At 62.4% G+C, this 15,286-nt stretch carries 11 protein-coding genes; 2 read left to right on the top strand and 9 right to left on the bottom strand.

The window, feature by feature from the left end:
• Positions 1–32 precede the first annotated feature (32 nt).
• The 9 genes from QN219_RS17395 to QN219_RS17355 form a co-directional block, all read right to left on the bottom strand.
• The gene (locus QN219_RS17395; protein ID WP_284001005.1) at positions 33–1,400 is read right to left on the bottom strand and encodes a glycosyltransferase family 4 protein; all 1,368 of its coding nucleotides are present in this window, start codon (positions 1,398–1,400) and stop codon (positions 33–35) included.
• Positions 1,397–3,619, bottom strand: coding sequence for a hypothetical protein (locus QN219_RS17390; RefSeq protein ID WP_284001004.1), 2,223 nt, complete (start codon positions 3,617–3,619; stop codon positions 1,397–1,399). The genes QN219_RS17395 and QN219_RS17390 overlap by 4 nt, the downstream gene beginning before the upstream one ends.
• Before the next feature lie 11 nt (positions 3,620–3,630).
• The gene (locus tag QN219_RS17385) at positions 3,631–4,362 is read right to left on the bottom strand and encodes a hypothetical protein (RefSeq protein WP_284001003.1); all 732 of its coding nucleotides are present in this window, start codon (positions 4,360–4,362) and stop codon (positions 3,631–3,633) included.
• Between the two features lie 10 nt (positions 4,363–4,372).
• A complete protein-coding gene (locus QN219_RS17380; protein WP_284001002.1) occupies positions 4,373–5,635 on the bottom strand; it encodes a glycosyltransferase family 4 protein in 1,263 nt (420 codons plus the stop codon).
• Positions 5,632–6,477 carry a class I SAM-dependent methyltransferase gene (locus QN219_RS17375; protein WP_284001001.1) on the bottom strand — a complete coding sequence of 282 codons (846 nt, stop codon included), beginning with the start codon at positions 6,475–6,477 and terminating at the stop codon, positions 5,632–5,634. The genes QN219_RS17380 and QN219_RS17375 overlap by 4 nt, the downstream gene beginning before the upstream one ends.
• Positions 6,474–8,729: a glycosyltransferase gene (locus tag QN219_RS17370; protein ID WP_284001000.1), complete on the bottom strand. Its 2,256-nt coding sequence runs from the start codon at positions 8,727–8,729 to the stop codon at positions 6,474–6,476. Before QN219_RS17370 ends, QN219_RS17375 begins: the two co-directional genes overlap by 4 nt.
• A gap of 132 nt (positions 8,730–8,861) precedes the next feature.
• Positions 8,862–9,521, bottom strand: a complete 660-nt coding sequence (locus tag QN219_RS17365; RefSeq protein WP_284000999.1) for a calcium-binding protein — start codon at positions 9,519–9,521, stop codon at positions 8,862–8,864.
• 275 nt (positions 9,522–9,796) lie between these two features.
• The gene (locus QN219_RS17360) at positions 9,797–11,218 is read right to left on the bottom strand and encodes an HlyD family type I secretion periplasmic adaptor subunit (protein WP_284000998.1); all 1,422 of its coding nucleotides are present in this window, start codon (positions 11,216–11,218) and stop codon (positions 9,797–9,799) included.
• On the bottom strand, positions 11,215–12,984 hold the full coding sequence (locus QN219_RS17355) for a type I secretion system permease/ATPase (RefSeq protein WP_284000997.1): 1,770 nt from the start codon (positions 12,982–12,984) through the stop codon (positions 11,215–11,217). Before QN219_RS17355 ends, QN219_RS17360 begins: the two co-directional genes overlap by 4 nt.
• A gap of 208 nt (positions 12,985–13,192) precedes the next feature.
• Between QN219_RS17355 and QN219_RS17350 the strand changes: the two genes are divergently transcribed.
• Together QN219_RS17350 and QN219_RS17345 are read left to right on the top strand one after the other, a co-directional pair.
• Complete coding sequence (locus QN219_RS17350) at positions 13,193–13,762, top strand: MarR family transcriptional regulator (protein ID WP_284000996.1); 570 nt, start codon at positions 13,193–13,195, stop codon at positions 13,760–13,762.
• 156 nt (positions 13,763–13,918) lie between these two features.
• Complete coding sequence (locus tag QN219_RS17345) at positions 13,919–15,169, top strand: glycosyltransferase family 4 protein (protein ID WP_284000995.1); 1,251 nt, start codon at positions 13,919–13,921, stop codon at positions 15,167–15,169.
• The last annotated feature ends 117 nt before the right edge of the window (positions 15,170–15,286 follow it).

The raw sequence follows: 15,286 nt of genomic DNA, 5'->3' as shown, positions 1-15,286 counted from the left end.
TGCGATCTTGCGAACGGGATTGTCGGTGTCGATCAGCTTGTGAGCGACGCCGTATCGACATTGTGGTGGCTATTGGTGCGGCGTTGGACGTCCAGGATGGCATCGGAAAGCCCGGCACTTGCTTGGCTCTCCTTTTCCGAAAGCAGTCGGCGGTAGAGCGAAGCATGTTCGCGAGCGGAGTCGATGTGGCTGGTGGGCCGCCGCATGGTTGCGCGCAGCCGATCCCAAGCCTGCGGTTCACTCAGGACTTCGGTGATCCGATCGGCGAGATCCTGGGCGCTGCCGACGCGGAAATGCAGACCGTCCGTCCCATCCTCTATCTTCTCGGCCATGCCGCCAATATCGGAACAGATGATCGGCCTGCGGTGGTGCAAGGCTTCCTGGATAACTACCGGCGAGTTTTCCCACCAGATGGACGGCAGCATCACCCAGTCGGCCGAGCGGATCAGCCGCGGCATGTCCCCGTTTTGATAGGCACCATAGAAGCGCACGCGACGGCCGGCCTCGTCGATTAGCTTCTTCACGCGATCCTGGAAATCTGCCGGCTGCCGTTCGAGGTTGCCGCCGAAGATCATCAGGCAGGAATCCTCGCCCCAGATGTCCTCGGGCACACGTGACACCGCGTCGATCAGAACGTCGACGCCCTTGAAGGGCGTCATCTGCCCGAAATAGGCGAAGCGATTGCGCCGTGCGCCGCTGGCGGGCAGATCGCGCGCGGCTGCGGTTTCCTTCATCACTATGCCGTTCTCGATCACGGAGAGCTTCTCCGCCTCGATTCCCCATTCGACATATCGCGTCGCGAGGAACATGCTGGGAGAGACGAAGGCATCGGCAAGGCCGAGCATCCCGCGCACGAACTGTTCCCGCTTCAGGAAACGTGAGACTGGGATTTCGGGAAAGCACCCATGGCAACTGATAGGGGAAGCCTTGTTGCAGAGTTGGCCCGACGGCCGTTTCACCATCTGCCCGTGGTTGTGGCAGATCGACAAGTATTCGTGGAAGGTGACCACGATGACCGAGCGCGGCAGCGCCTCGCGGAGGGCATAAAAGGCCTCCAGCCCCATGCCGATCACATGATGGAAGTGAACCACGTGGGGCCTGAGGTCACCGACGAAGCGCAACAGGTCGCGGCGGATGGTCTCCGTATCGCCGTTGGACAGGAAGAAGTGGTCGTAGTCGTCGGCGTGGAAGAGAACTTCGTCCACGGCCAGACGAAGGCTCATGAGCGCCGAAGCACCGTGGCGCGGAACGGGATGACCGACCCTGGCCAGATAGATCGATTCGATGCCCGGCAAGGCATTCAGCCCCTTGTGGAGGCTGTGCGACGCGATCTCCGCGCCACCCAGCGACATCGCCGGATGACCATGCGAGACGACAAGGACCCGGAGTTGCTCGCTCATGCGGAAACCTTCTCGGCGGGAAGTTCTTCGCCCACCAGGGCGGGAGCCCAACGGGCATGGAATATTGCTTGATCTATCCGTTCGATAAGAGCGGCTATTGCGGCTTCGCCGAGGCCGGACGCCTCGCCGGAGCCCAGCATCTGTACCGATGGCAGCCAGTAGGACTCGATTCCGGCGCGGCTGAGCCTCAGTCCCAGATCCATCCCCTTCTGCTGGGAGCCGAGATAACCGGCGGAAAAGCCGCCGGCGCGCAGAAGAGCGTCGCGAGGGGCGATGCAGCACTCAAGAGAAGCCGCTGCAACACGGGTCGTCTTCAGCCCGGTCACCGCGCTCAGCGGATAGCCAGCGTAACGGCCGAAGAGCGGCGCGTCGGAATGGCCGTCCGACCAGCTTCCGGCCCAGCGAACCGAGTGGTCCTCATAGGCAAGGGTAGGCGAGATGATGCTCCCCTTCAACGCTTCATGGGCGGCGGCGAGCTTGCCGTACCAGCCCGTCCTGTGCGGCAGCAACGAGCCGGCAAGCAGGACCACTGTATCGCTTGCGAGCGCCCGCACGCCCACTTCCAGGAGGTCGTAGATATCGCCTGCTTCCTCGGCTGATATCAGCCTGAGCGGCAGGCGATAGAATTGCGCGACTTGCCTGATGCGGGCGGCCTGTCGTCTGAAGCGTTCGGCTGGCACGACGAGCGCGATCGGCGCGCGCTGCGTTTCGGGGTCGAGCGCAAGGAGACCGAGGAAGGGCGCGAGGTCTCCGCCCTCAGCCTCGCCGGTGGCGATGACGATCGGCGGGCCGACCGCCTCATTAAATCCTCCGGCATCGACGATTGCGCCAACGGTCGGCGAGGGGCTTTCCGATGCACTGAGAAATGGCACGATCTGGCGGTCGATGATATCCGAGAGTGCCCAGTCCGCGGGGTCGATGGACCGGATCTGGCGCAGGGCGGCCACACGGGCCGGGACTCTCGCAGGTGTCAGCGGCATGAATGCGCGGCGCGAATCCTTGAGCGTCAGTTCCAGATGGAGCGGCGCTGCGGCCTCGCCGCCCAAGCTGTTGGCATAGACAATGAAGCCGTGAGAGTGGCTGTCGCCCTCGAGCGCACTTTTGAACATGGGCTCGTCTGTGAATGCATCCGTCACATCAGAGCGATCGAGCCGGGTCCAGCAATCATCGAGCCGCGCTTCGGCGCGCCCACGGCGCAGCTTGACGCTCTGAACATGGCCGTCCGCGTCGAGAAGCCACCCGGTGATCAGGAAGCCGCCGCCGTTCTCCTGAAAGAGAGTGTCTATTCCCAGCCGCACGGGAAGGGGGAGGGTCGAGATCGTCTCTCTGCCGTCGAAACTGTTGGCAGCCGCGCGCAGGCGTAGCAGCACCTGGGGCGAGCTATGGGTCTGGAGCAACACGGAGCGTATATGACCAGGCGTTTCCGCGGGCCCAGCGATGAGCCTGCGCTCGTGAACTGCCGCATATCGCCAGGCTCCGCGCCCGCGATAAACCAGCCCCTCGATGTCACGCGCCCTGAGCGTCTCGTTTGCGGGCAGCAGGCCGACAAAGCCGCCGGCCCCATCCGGAACGTCCTGGCGCGGAAAAGTCGCGATCCCGCAATCGGCAGCCATAGGCTTTTCGCCACTTACAACCGCCCGGCAGACGCCGGCCACGATGTCCCGGCCCCAACCCTTAAGGAAAATCGCTCCGTCCTCGCTCTCGCCGAGGAGCTCGATGAATCCATCGCCCCTGTGTGCGGCCTTCAGCAGCGTGATCATGGCTGAGAGCCTGCGGCGACCGAGAGACCCCTTCATCATGAGGTCCAGCAACGAATCCAATATATCGGACAGTTGGGGACCGGCAGCCTCTGCCACGATCGCGGCGACGTCGCTGACCGAGACTGCACGAGGCGCGAAAATGTAACGCCTGCCAGTCCCCTCCCGTCCGAAGCGAACGGTCGTGAGCGGACGTTCGGTGCCGTCCAGGGATAGCAGCGCCGCGAAGCCGTGCGAGGCCGATGCCGCGGGTGTCGCCAAGGGCCAGCCAATGACGGAGGCGGTCAACCTGTCGGCGGGATCGTCATTGAGTTCCGCCGTGAGCTGGCCGGCCATGGATCCGCCGGCGCCGACGATCAGCAGACAAGACTCGTCAATGGGGCAGGCGACCACTCTTCCGGCCCGCATGATCCTGCCGCCAGGCGGCGATGTCAGCTTGAGGCTTTGCTCCGTTCCGACCATGCGCATGCCCCTCAGGCCCTCGTTAACAGCGTAAGGGCAGCGCCCGCGGCGAAGCCCATGAGAACGAAGAGCAGCAGCAGCAGAGGCTTCAGGTCTCCGTTCGAACGCTTCTGCAAGGCACTCAGGTTCCTTTCCATCGTCGCCACTACACCATCGAGCCGCATCAGGTGGACGTCGAGGTCGCTCAACCGCTGCGTAACTTCCGTCCTCAGATTTGCGACGGCATCGCTGATGCTGGTAAGCCCAACCGCCTCGCCCTCGCCGCCCTCGTCGATCTGCGTGCGCAGGAGAGAGCGCTGGGAAACCTGCAATTGCCGCTGCGCCGCCATCAGGATGTCGAGCTTGTCGAGAACCTTCGTCAGCGGCGCGGCGATGAGCGCCTCGGCCGCCTGCTCGTCGGGCCGCGGAACGCGCAGCTTCTGCTCGACACCGCGACCGTCCAAGGCCATCACGACAAGATCGGCGCCACGTGAAGCGACCGTCTCCGGCAGCGCGATCTCGAAGGCGTGATTGCCGTCACCGATGCCGTTGCGTTTGAGATCGGGACGGTTGCGGTCGGCGATCGCCTCCGCGATCACGGTGCCGTCGAGAAGGAGGCGAATGGTGAGCCGCTTGTCCGGCGCTCCCGGGTCGAACGCCCAGCCGTAGACCCGGCCCTGATCGATTGCATCCACCCGGCCCGTCATAGGCTTCGCGTTGTCCTGTTCCGGTGCGGCGCTTGATTTCTCGGCAACAACAGCCATCGTTTTCTCCCTAAGCCGCTTCGGTCCGCTTAGGCGCGATCGCGTCGAGCAGGTCGAGATAGCGCCGTGCGGTCGTGTCGATGTCGTCGGGCACGCGGGCATTTGCGGAGAGGCGGCGCCGCAAATCGGGGTCATCCGCGATGCGGCGCATGGCAGAAGCGAGCCCACGAGGATCTCCGGGTGCCACCGTCAGGCCGTTCAATCCATCCTCGATCATCTCGGCCATGCCGCCGATATTGCTGGCGATGACCGGCCGCCCAAGGGCCTGCGCCTCGTGGATGACCAGCGGGGCGTTTTCCCACCAGATGGAAGGGACGATCGTGCAGTCGACGGCGGCGACGAGATCGGCGACATCCTCCCGCCGGTAGGGGCCGCGTTGCTGTACGACGGGTGCTGTCTCGCTGAACAAGCGCGTGATCTCGTCGACGAAGCTTTCGCTCTGGAACGGAGCTCCGCCATGGACGCGCAGCTCGAACGGGAGTTCCTCGGCAATGAGTTGTCGTGCCGCCTCGAGCAGAACGGTGATGCCTTTCCAGGGATTGAGATTACCGAAATAGCCGAAAACCGGCCGATCATTCAAAATCCGCTTCGCTTCCGCCCGCGTGTTTCGCCGTGGCAGACCGTTCGGGATGACGCTGATCAGATCTTCGGCGAGCCCCCACTCGACGAAGCGCTGCTTGAGGAAATGGCTCGGCGCCACGAATCGGTCCACTGTGCTCAAGAGCGCCTTCAGATGACGCTCGCGCAGCGCGAACCGATCGAGCGGTATATCCTTGAAGCAGGCATGGCAGCGGTCGGCGCTTGCGCCGTGGCAGAGTTCCTTCGCCCCGTTTCGCACCATGAGCCCATCATGGTGACAGATGGGGTAGTAGTCGTGCAGCGTCATGACAATCCGGCAATGCGGGAGTGTCCGACGGACAATGTGCGGAAATTCGGCCCCGAGCAGAAGCAGATGATGGATGTGCACTACGTCCGGCCGGAAGTCGTTCAGGAGTTCGGTCAGGTCCGGAACGACACCGTAGAGGTCGATCTGGCTCATGAAGAAGCGATCGAAGTGACCGGACCATAGCAGCACCTCGTCTCCCGCGGGACCAATTCCCTGAAAGCTCGTGCCCGGCCGGGCCTGACGGTGGAGCTGGTTCGTGGCACCGAGAAAGAGCACCTCGCAGCCCGCGCGTTGATAGGCACGGAATAGATCGTGCGCGAAGATCTCAGTGCCTCCTGGGTGGAGGGCGGGATGGTTGTGAGCGGCAACGAGAATGCGCTTGCTCATCGTCCGCCTCCCGTGCGCTCGGCTACGAACACGTCCTGGTAATGGTTCGCCGCCTGTCCTCGCCAGGAGCCCAAAGATTTCAAGGCGGTGAAGAGGCCGGCGCGGGCGAGAGCGCCATCGAGAAAGCCGTCATCGAAACCGACCGCCGCAAGGCGCGGCAGATCGGGGACGAACCAGCAGGGCCCATCGCCATCGCGCTGGAAAGCAAGACGCGGATCGCGTCTGCCCGTCTCGTTCGCTGCGGCAACAGGGTCGACCACGAAGGCGGTCATGAAGAGGCGCCCGCCCGGTTTCAGGAGCCTGCCGATCTCGCTTAGGTAGACGAGCACCTCGTCCGGCGGCAGGTGCGTGACGATCGACGTCATGATGGCGAAGTCGAAGTGGCGATCGGCATAGGGGAGCTTCAGCGCCTTGCCGCTGATCTTGCCCTGCGGATTGTAGAGTTCATGCGCGATGTCGACCCGCTGGAAGGCGAAGTTCGGATAGATCGACGTGATGAAGCGGCGACACCAGGCGATGCCGCCCTCGACGGGGTCAATCCCGTTGTAACGCCCCTTCTCGAAATCGAGATATTGGGTGAGGGGAACTGCCATTCGACCGATGCCGCAACCGATGTCGAGCACGCGGCTTTCCGGCTGCAGCCCTCCCATTCGGATGAAGTGGCCGAGAAACTCGGTGCCGACGGCTTTGAAGTCGCCATCGCCGACGAAAACGCTGTCCGGGGCCGGTTGCGGCAGGAAACGGTTCTTCAGGCAACTCTCCTGCAACCACTGGATATGTTCCTCGTGGGCGGACAACGCCGTCACCGGCGCGCTCTCGTCGCGACGGAAGGTCTCGTTCATGCGGCGCTCCTTGCTGTGGCTTCAACGCTGAACGGCGCAACCGCTTCACCGGCGCCGCCGAGATAGTCCGCCATCAGCTCGTCAATGTCCGCATCCCAGCGCTCCGTGTGCAGCCAGGCGTTGTACTGGCTGGCAACGCCGCGCATGTAGTCCTGGCTCCGGCGAATCGACCGGCGCTCGAAATGGTAGAGGCACGCCGACGGCTCATAAGCTATCTCAAGGCCGCACCTGCGGATCTTCAGACAAAGATCGCTGTCCTCGTAATCGCCGATGACGTAGTCCTCCGTGTAACCGCCGACACGCTCATAGGTGTCCCTCAGGGTGACCAGGCATGCGCCTGTGACACCCGGAACGGCGCGGGGGACCTGGGCCGGCGCATAGTCTCCGGGCATGCCCTTGTGGAAATGGTGATTGAGCCACACGCCGCGCCGATCGCGGGCGAAGTAGAGCCCGGCATGCTGGAGCGAACCATCCTCGAAGATAAGCTTCGGTCCGATGGCGCCGAGCGCCTCCTGTTCGAGCAGCGGCGGCGCGAGCGTCTGCAGCCAGCCGGGCGCCGACGGTACGACGTCGGAGTTGAGCATGACGAGGACCGAGCCGCGTGCGAAGCGCGCACCGGCGTTGCAGGCGCGCGCATAGCCGCCGTTGCGGCTCATCACCACGAGCTTCATCGGCAGCCCGTGCAGGAGATGCAGACCGCCGAGCAGATGCTCCGTCTCGTCCTGGATTTCTGGTGAATCCAGGACATAGATGATCTCCGTATTGCTCGCGACCCACGGGTCTGTCGCCATGCCGGAGAGCTGGAAGCGCAGGAAATCGAGGACCCGGTAAAGCGGCACCACGATCGAGACCATAGGTGCTTTCTGCGGCAGGCCATAGTCCTTGACGTAGTCGACCTTTATGGTCCTGCCCAGTCTCTGCTCCACGTCCTGGAGGGCCGGGGCGAGGATCGTCCGGAAGGCCTCATCGACCGCGTGCTGTGGCGGGACTGCGCGAAGGATGCGGTTGCGTTGAGCGGCAGGTTCAAAAGGCTGGGGCTTCGGCACGAGTGATTTCACCGCGCCCGAAGCGAGTCGCATCTGGAAACGCGGCTGGAGGAGGGCGCCCAATGGCTCGTTCAGCGGCAGCCAGGCGGCGAAGCCGGTCACGTCGGTTCTGGCGCCTTCATCCGCGCCTCGGGCCCAGGCGGGAAACGCATGCCAATTTCCGTCGAGAGGCACTGCGGTGCCGTCCTCTTTCAGGTAGTCGATGCCGGCGAGGGCGGATGCGGGATCATGGAACCAGCCGCCGGAAAGCAGGCCGCCGGAAAGCGCCAGCGCCAGATCGACCTCCGCGGCGGGGTGCATTGCGGACTTGCCGATCTGCCGCGCCGGCAGCGGTCGCCGAAGCTGCAGGTCTATCGCTGTCGCCGCGCCACCCTCCGGCATTCCCGAGAGCCACCGTACGACAAACTCGCGCAGTACCGGCGCGCCGCCATGTTCGGCCCACCACTTCTGAAGATTGGCGTAACGCGGCGTGCGGGCGGACAGTTCGCGGACGGCGACACCCTTCTTTCCCAGGAACACGAAGAAGGACGGCCGGGGAGCCCGGGGAGATTCGATGATGAGATAGCAGGGCCGCACGCCCTGCTCTGGATGGCCGCCGACAACCACTTGCGAAGGCAGCGGCAGAATGGCATTCGCGCCGAGAGCATAGACGGCGCTGATGTCGCCGAAATCGCGACTGATCGCTGTCTCGACCAGATACCGCCCCTCGGTGACCGCACAGACGACATTGGCGGGCCGCGGGCGCGCCTTCAGCGCATGAAGCGCGTCCTCGACGACGGCGATGAAGAGCTGGTCCCTGGAAAGGCGGAACGCGCTTCGCCATGCCGTCAGCAGATTGTTCAGGAATTTGATGCACCCCTCCGGCGAAAGATCGGCAAACAGGGCGTCCACATCGAGGCATGGGAGTTCAGCGATCGGTCGCAGGACAAACGTTTGGGAAGCGCTGCTTTCAACGGAGATCTGCGCGCGCTGAGGCTCCTTGCCCGGCCGCATGGCCCAAAGGACGCGCTGCCCGCCATCGGCAAGCGGGAGCGTTGTGCTGACAAGCGGGACCGGTTGCTCAGGCATGGCGAGCGTGGATTTGACCGCTCCGGGCGGCGTGCCCGGAATATCCCGGATCAGGACGGCCACATCGGAGCTGATGCGAAAGGCCTCGGCATTCTGGAAAATACGGCTGGCGCCCCTCGTACCGTCGTCGAACGTCACACGCCACTCCTCTTGACCGCTGAAGGGAAGGGTACGCCCCACGGGAGGAGGGCGGGGCGCACCGATTCGAACCAGGAGCGGGATGAGAAAAGTGAGCGCGGCCTTCCGGCCGGCATCCCGCGTCTCAACCTGTTAGTGGACCGTGAAGTAGTTCTCGGGGTTGGCCTGGATATCGTCGGCGTCCGCGTTCACCAGCGTCAGGGTATCGCCATGACCGAGATCGATGACGACATTGCCGCCGACCTGGGTAATGCGAGAAGCCAGGTCCTCGGGCGAGGCGATATCGAGACCGTTGATGCCCTTGGAGATCTGCAGCACGTCCTCGCCGGGGGTGAAGTCGAGGATGACGTCGTTGCCGCCGCCGCCGTCGAAGACGAAGACGTCACTGCCCTGACCACCGGCCAGGAGATCGTCGCCTTCGCCGCCATCGATGATGTCGTTTCCGGCGCCGCCGATCAGGATGTCGCTGCCCTTGCCGCCGACCATGAAGTCGTTGCCTTCGCCGCCAAGGAGGATGTCGTTGCCCTTGTCGCCATAAAGCAAGTCGTCACCCGATCCGCCGAGCAGGATGTCATTGCCCTTTTCGCCATAGAGAATATCTGCGTCGTCGCCGCCGAACACGGTGTCGTTTCCGTCGCCGCCGAACAGCAAGTCATTACCTTCGTCCCCGAAGATAGTGTCGTGTCCCTTGCCCCCGTTGACGAAATCATCACCGCCGCGGGCGCGGATGAAATCGTCAAAGCGAGAGCCAAACAGGGCGTCGTCGTATGCGCCGCCTTCTAAAGTGGCCATCTGCTTCTCCTCTTCGTCGTTTGATGCATGCGTCATCGGCACGGAGCCGAGGATTGCGAGCCGGAGTGTGCACTGCAATAAAACAGAAGGCAACACGGTGTTCAAAAATAAATTGGCCTATTTTCGTTGTTTTCTACGTACTTCCGTCATCCTCCGCGCCGTGTGTCAATATTGGTACAATATATTTTTAGGAGTAATTGCTATAGCGATGTCCGTAAATCGCTTCAAAATTTAAAGTAAATTGTGTTTATGCTGAATCATGAAGAGCGATATCCTTAATCCTCCCTGAACGCACGATTGAAGCTGTCTGTAATTGGGGAAACCAGGTAGTCGATCGCCGAGCGCGGCTTGTGCACGATCAGCACCTCGGCGGGCATGCCTGGATAGAGTCGTATATCGGGATTCGCGGCGAGCGACTCCGGCACGATCTGCGCTCGTGCCACGTAATAGGCCACGTTGGACTTCTCATCCACCGACTGGTCTGCGGCGACATAGCTAATCTTGCCGTCGACCGGCAGATGTGTGCGCTGGTTATAGGCGGTCAGCCGGATCTGCGCGTTCGAGCCGATCGCGATGCTGTCGATGTCGCGCGTGCTGACATGCATTTCCACGAGCAACGGCTCATCCCCGGGGACGATGTCGAGCAGCGGCTGGCCCGGCGTCACCGCGCTGCCCGACGTGCGCAACTGGATATTGGCGACGACACCTGCCTGTGGCGCGCGGATCTCGAGGCGGCGAAGCACATCCTTCGCGGCCGTGATCCGCTCCTCTACATCCGCAAGCTCAAGGCGCGCGGTGGTGATCTCGCCCGCGATCTCCGACTGAAAATCGCTTTCGATACCGATCAACGTAAGCTCGGCACCCGCCATGGCCTTCTGCGCCTGCGCCTTGTCACCGGCAAGCTCGCCGCGCGTTGCGGCGAGTTCGCTGAGCTTGGCATCGATCTCGATGAGCTTCGAGCGTTGCGCAAAGGCCTTATCCACCAAGGTCGCGATTGCCGCCCGCTGTTCATTTACCAACTCGATCTGCCGGTCCGTCGCCTGAAGCTGCGCGCCCAGCGATTTCGCCTTCTCCGAATGTTCCTCGATGGTCTTGCGCTGGATCTCTAGCCGCCCGTTCTTCGCCTCGCGTCGCTTCTCGAAGAATGCCGTTTCCGCGGCGATGGCGTCCTCAGCGGCGGCATCGCCGGCGCCGGCGAGATCGCCGGGAAAGCTTAATTCCATTGCACCTGCCTGCTCTGCCCTGAGGCGGACCAGTTTCGCGATCAGGCCGACGCGCCGGCTTTGCAACGCCTGCAGGTCGGAACGGGCGCGCGTATCCTCGAGCTTGATCAAAGTCTGCCCGGCGGCGACGTGATCGCCCTCCTGAACGAGGAGGCGGCTCAGGACGCCGCCCTCGAAATGGCTGACCGTCTTGCGCTTCGAATCGACGACGATGGTACCGCTGGTAACCGAAGCGCTGCTGAGCTCCGTAGAAAACGCCCAGCCGAAAAACCCGCCGAAAGCGACCAGGATCGTCGCCAGACCCGCGATAACGAGGCGTCGGACTGGGGAATGAGTGCTCTCGGCAAGCTCGAGTTCAAGCGCACTGACGTGCAGCGGCGGCGCGGCACTCACGGGCAGGCGGCGATCCGGATTGCCGGTCGGGGCCAAGGGCTGCATATCGACACTCGCGGGCAATGTAGGCTTGCTCGTCATGAAGCGGTTCCTTCGCGTCGTGTTTCGCCGGGCATCATGGATGCGACCACGTCCGTGCGCGGGCCGAACTGGGCAATGCGGCCGCCTTCCAGTACGAGCAGTTTATCCGCGACCTGCATGATCGCTGGCCTGTGGGCGATGATAACAATGATGGCGCCATCATTGCGCGCATGTTCGATCGCGCGGATAAGAGCCCGCTCGCCGATCGCATCGAGATTGGCATTCGGTTCGTCGAGCACGATCAGGCGCGGGCGACCGTAGAGGCATCGAGCAAGCGCGATGCGCTGCCTTTGCCCGCCGGAAAGCGTCAATTGCCCGTCACCCACCGGCGTATCGTAGCCGAGCGGCAGGCGTCCGATCATGTCGTGCACGTCGGCAAGCCGCGCCGCCTCGAGCACCTTGTAAGGGTCGCTCTCTTCCATGCGGGCGATGTTTTCGCGGATCGTCCCTTCGAGCAGGGAAACCGACTGCGGGAGGTAGCCCGTCATCTGCCCGAATGAACCGCGCTCCCAGAGATAGACGTTGTTGCCATCGAGGAATACGCCGCCCGTCGTCGGCTTCTGGATGCCCACGAGGAGCCGCGCTAAAGTGGATTTGCCGGCGGCGGAAGGCCCGACGACGCCCAGCACCTCACCGGGCGAGAGGGAGAAGGAGACGCCCTTGATGATCGGAACATCCAGGCCTGGCGCAGCATACAACAGCTTGTCGACGACCAGGTCCCCTTCGGAGCGCGGCGTCGGCATCGTCTGACGGACTGCAAGGTCTTCATTCAGGGCGGCCTCGATTCGGCGCCAGCTTGCGATTGCCAATACCCATTGCCGCCAGTTCTCGATGACCGAATCGAAAGGTATGAGAAGGCGCCCGACAAGGATGGTCGTCGCCATCATCGCGCCGGGCGAGATTTCCTGCTTCATCACCAGAAGTGCACCGGCGCCGAGCGACGCCACCTGTATGGAAAACCTCAGGCTGCGCGTTATGGAGGCCATCGCCCGGCTTCTGCTTCCACTGGTTTCCAACACGCCAAGCGCGTGCAGCTGCGCCGCGCGCCACCGTTTGGCGAGCGCCGGCAGCATGCCCATCGCCTCAATGGCCTCGGCGTGACGTAATGTCGCACCTATTTTCGACACTGCCTCAATATTAGCCTGGCTTGCCTCTTTCATGAGCTGACGCGTCAGGAGATCGGTTATGAGGCCGCAGCAGACAAGCACCGCTACGGAAACCGCACCGATCACCCCGAAGAGGGGGTGCAGCAGAAAGAGAACGCCCAGGAAGATGGGCGACCAGGCGGCGTCGAGAGGGGCGCTGACCGCCGACGAGGTAAGGAAACCGCGCAGCTCGGTGAGGTCCCGCAGCGATTGTGCTGCCCGGGTAAGCCCCTGGCCGGCGGATACCTGCACCGCGGCGGTAAGGACCGGCAGGTTCAACGACCGCACGACGGCGCCGCCCATCGCTTGGAATGTGAGGGCGCGGATATAGTCGAGGACCCCCAAAACAACGAGCGCGCCAAGGGCCAGGATGGTCAACATGACGAGCGAATCCATGCTCTGACTGTTCAACACCCTGTCATGTACCTGCATCATGTAGAGAGGCATGGTGAGTTGCAGGAGGTTGATGCAGGCGCTGAGCAGAGCTGCATAAAGAAGCGTCACTACGAATACACGTCGTGCTCGCAAGACCAGCAGCTTAGGGTTGATTGTTCCATTTTGCGTCGATGCCGGGCCGATTTGACCCTTGCTAATCATATTATTTCGAACAGTATCACGCATGGGCGATTTTCTGCATATAAGCATCCGCGGGGTTGAGGAGCGATCTGGTTCAGATTCACTCAAATCACAGTATTGCTGGGATCAGTGTGACACAATAAAGATCGCTTGCTCAAGACATGCAATTCGGGGACTGGGGCGTCATGAAATTTGCTTCAATTTTTGAAGTAAATTCCCGGATAATGAAGTAAATTCCCTAATGGAGAGAGGAATGAATCACAGGATTCTCTATCCGTTCGCAGACTTCGGAGATGCCGTGGTGGTCGAGCCCGAGGGTGACACCACCAGGAATACTCCGGACCCCGGGCGCGATCAGGACGGAGACAGATCTCTGATCACATATTTCGAGCTGGCGCGTGTCATGGAGCGGGCGAGCCGGCGATTTTCCGGGCTGTTGCGCACGGAATTGACCAAGCTCGGCGTCGACGACATTGGGTCGGCGCAGGCGATGGTTCTTCTGGTCATCGGCGAGGCCGAACTCTCGGTGGGAGAGCTCCTCGACCGTGGCCATTATGTCGGTTCCAACATCTCCTACTACCTCAAGCAGCTCGCCGACGGGGACTATATCGACCGGATAGCCTCCCAGCGCGACAAGCGGTCGGCCCGCATCAGGCTATCGGAGAAGGGGAGGCAGCTCTGCACTGCGCTGCGGGAAGCGGCAAAATCCTATGAGCGCGCCCTCAGCCATGGCGAGCAGGATCGGCGGAACCTCGAGACCGCCTTCCAGACGCTGCACCGGCTCGAACTGGTCTGGGGCAATGCCGCTCGCTACGGCATCTGACGTGCCTTCCAACGCATGACCCAGCGCGGGATGAGGAAAAGTGTGTGCGGTTTTCCGCCTGCATCCCGCGCTAACTCATTAGAATCGATCGCGTTCGTGATTTCAGGTCGATCCGACCTAAAATTCATCGTGATCTAGTGGCGAATGGTCAAGAACATGCATGTAGCGTTTGTACACCGTCGTGGTTTTGGCCAGTTCGCCGCCCTGGCTTCCCATCTGGCTGAGGCGGGAAGCGAGGTGACCCTCGTCACTGAAACGGTGGATCAGAAAATCCCCTCGGTTCGGGTGGTTCGACATCGAGCGGAGCCCGGTCCGCGCGTGCATCCGCAGATCGCACGACATTTGGGCGTTCCCGACCATCACGTGCGAATCGGACATCGGGTCGCCGAGACCTTCGAAGCTATGGCGCGCCTTGGCCAGGTCCCCGACATCGTCCTCGGCCATATCGGCTGGGGCAGCATGATGTTCGTAAAGGACGTGCTGCCACGTACGCCCGCACTCGGGTACTGCGAATTCTTTTATCGGGCCGAAGGGGCGGATGTCGGCTTTGTCCCTGAGGACCAGCCCGATTCGGAGACCCGCAAGAGATTGCGTCTTCGCAACGCCGCGCAGCTCCTGTCGCTCGAAGCGATGGATGGAGGTATCAGCCCGACCAATTGGCAGAGGAGCCTCTATCCTTCCGATGTACGGCACCGCATCGCGGTGTGCCACGAGGGGATCGACACACGGCGCTTCCGCCCCGATCCGACAGCTTCGCTGAAGCTTCCGGACGGGCGCGTGCTCAAGGCCGGCGCACCGCCAATCGTCACATTCGTCGCACGCGACATGGAGCCCTATCGCGGATTTCCGCAGGCGTTGGAGGCAGCCGCCAAGGTTGTCCGGCGGCATCCGAACGCGCTGTTCGTCTTCGTCGGCGGCGACGGCGTGAGCTACGGTGCGCCGCCGCCCGGCGGGGGCTCCTGGAAGGAGCATCTTCTTCAATCGCTGGACGTCCCGCGCGAGAGGTTGATTTTTCCCGGCGTCGTACCCCATTCCGTGCTGCGCCAGCTCTTTCAGATTTCAGCCGCTCACCTTTACCTCACTTATCCCTTCGTTCTGTCCTGGTCGGTCGTGGAGGCCATGGCTTGCGGTGCTCTGGTCATCGGATCGGATACCGCCCCGGTCCAGGAGATCATCCGTTCGGGCCGGAATGGTCTACTGGTCCCGTTCTTTGACACGGATGCGCTCGCCGAAACCATTCTCGACGTACTGGCACGGCCGGACGGCTTCCACGAGTTGCGCGCCGCAGCACGCAGGACGGTCGAACAGCGGTTCCGGCTGGAAGATTGCCTTGCGCGTCAATTGGCATTGATCGGCAAGGCAATCGGCAAAAGTACGATGCTTTCGATGGAATCGCAGTTTGCTTGAATATTGCTTCAACTTTTGAAGTATAATAAAAGTCTAGATCTCGTAAAATTCTTATTGTGCGCTGCAGAAAACCTCGATATGTTTTCTGAGATGAGTTCGACGAGTGAAGTTATTCAT

Source organism: Sinorhizobium sp. 8-89 (assembly GCF_030124325.1).
Lineage (GTDB): Bacteria > Pseudomonadota > Alphaproteobacteria > Rhizobiales > Rhizobiaceae > Sinorhizobium.
This window is presented reverse-complemented; position numbering and strand designations above follow the sequence as displayed.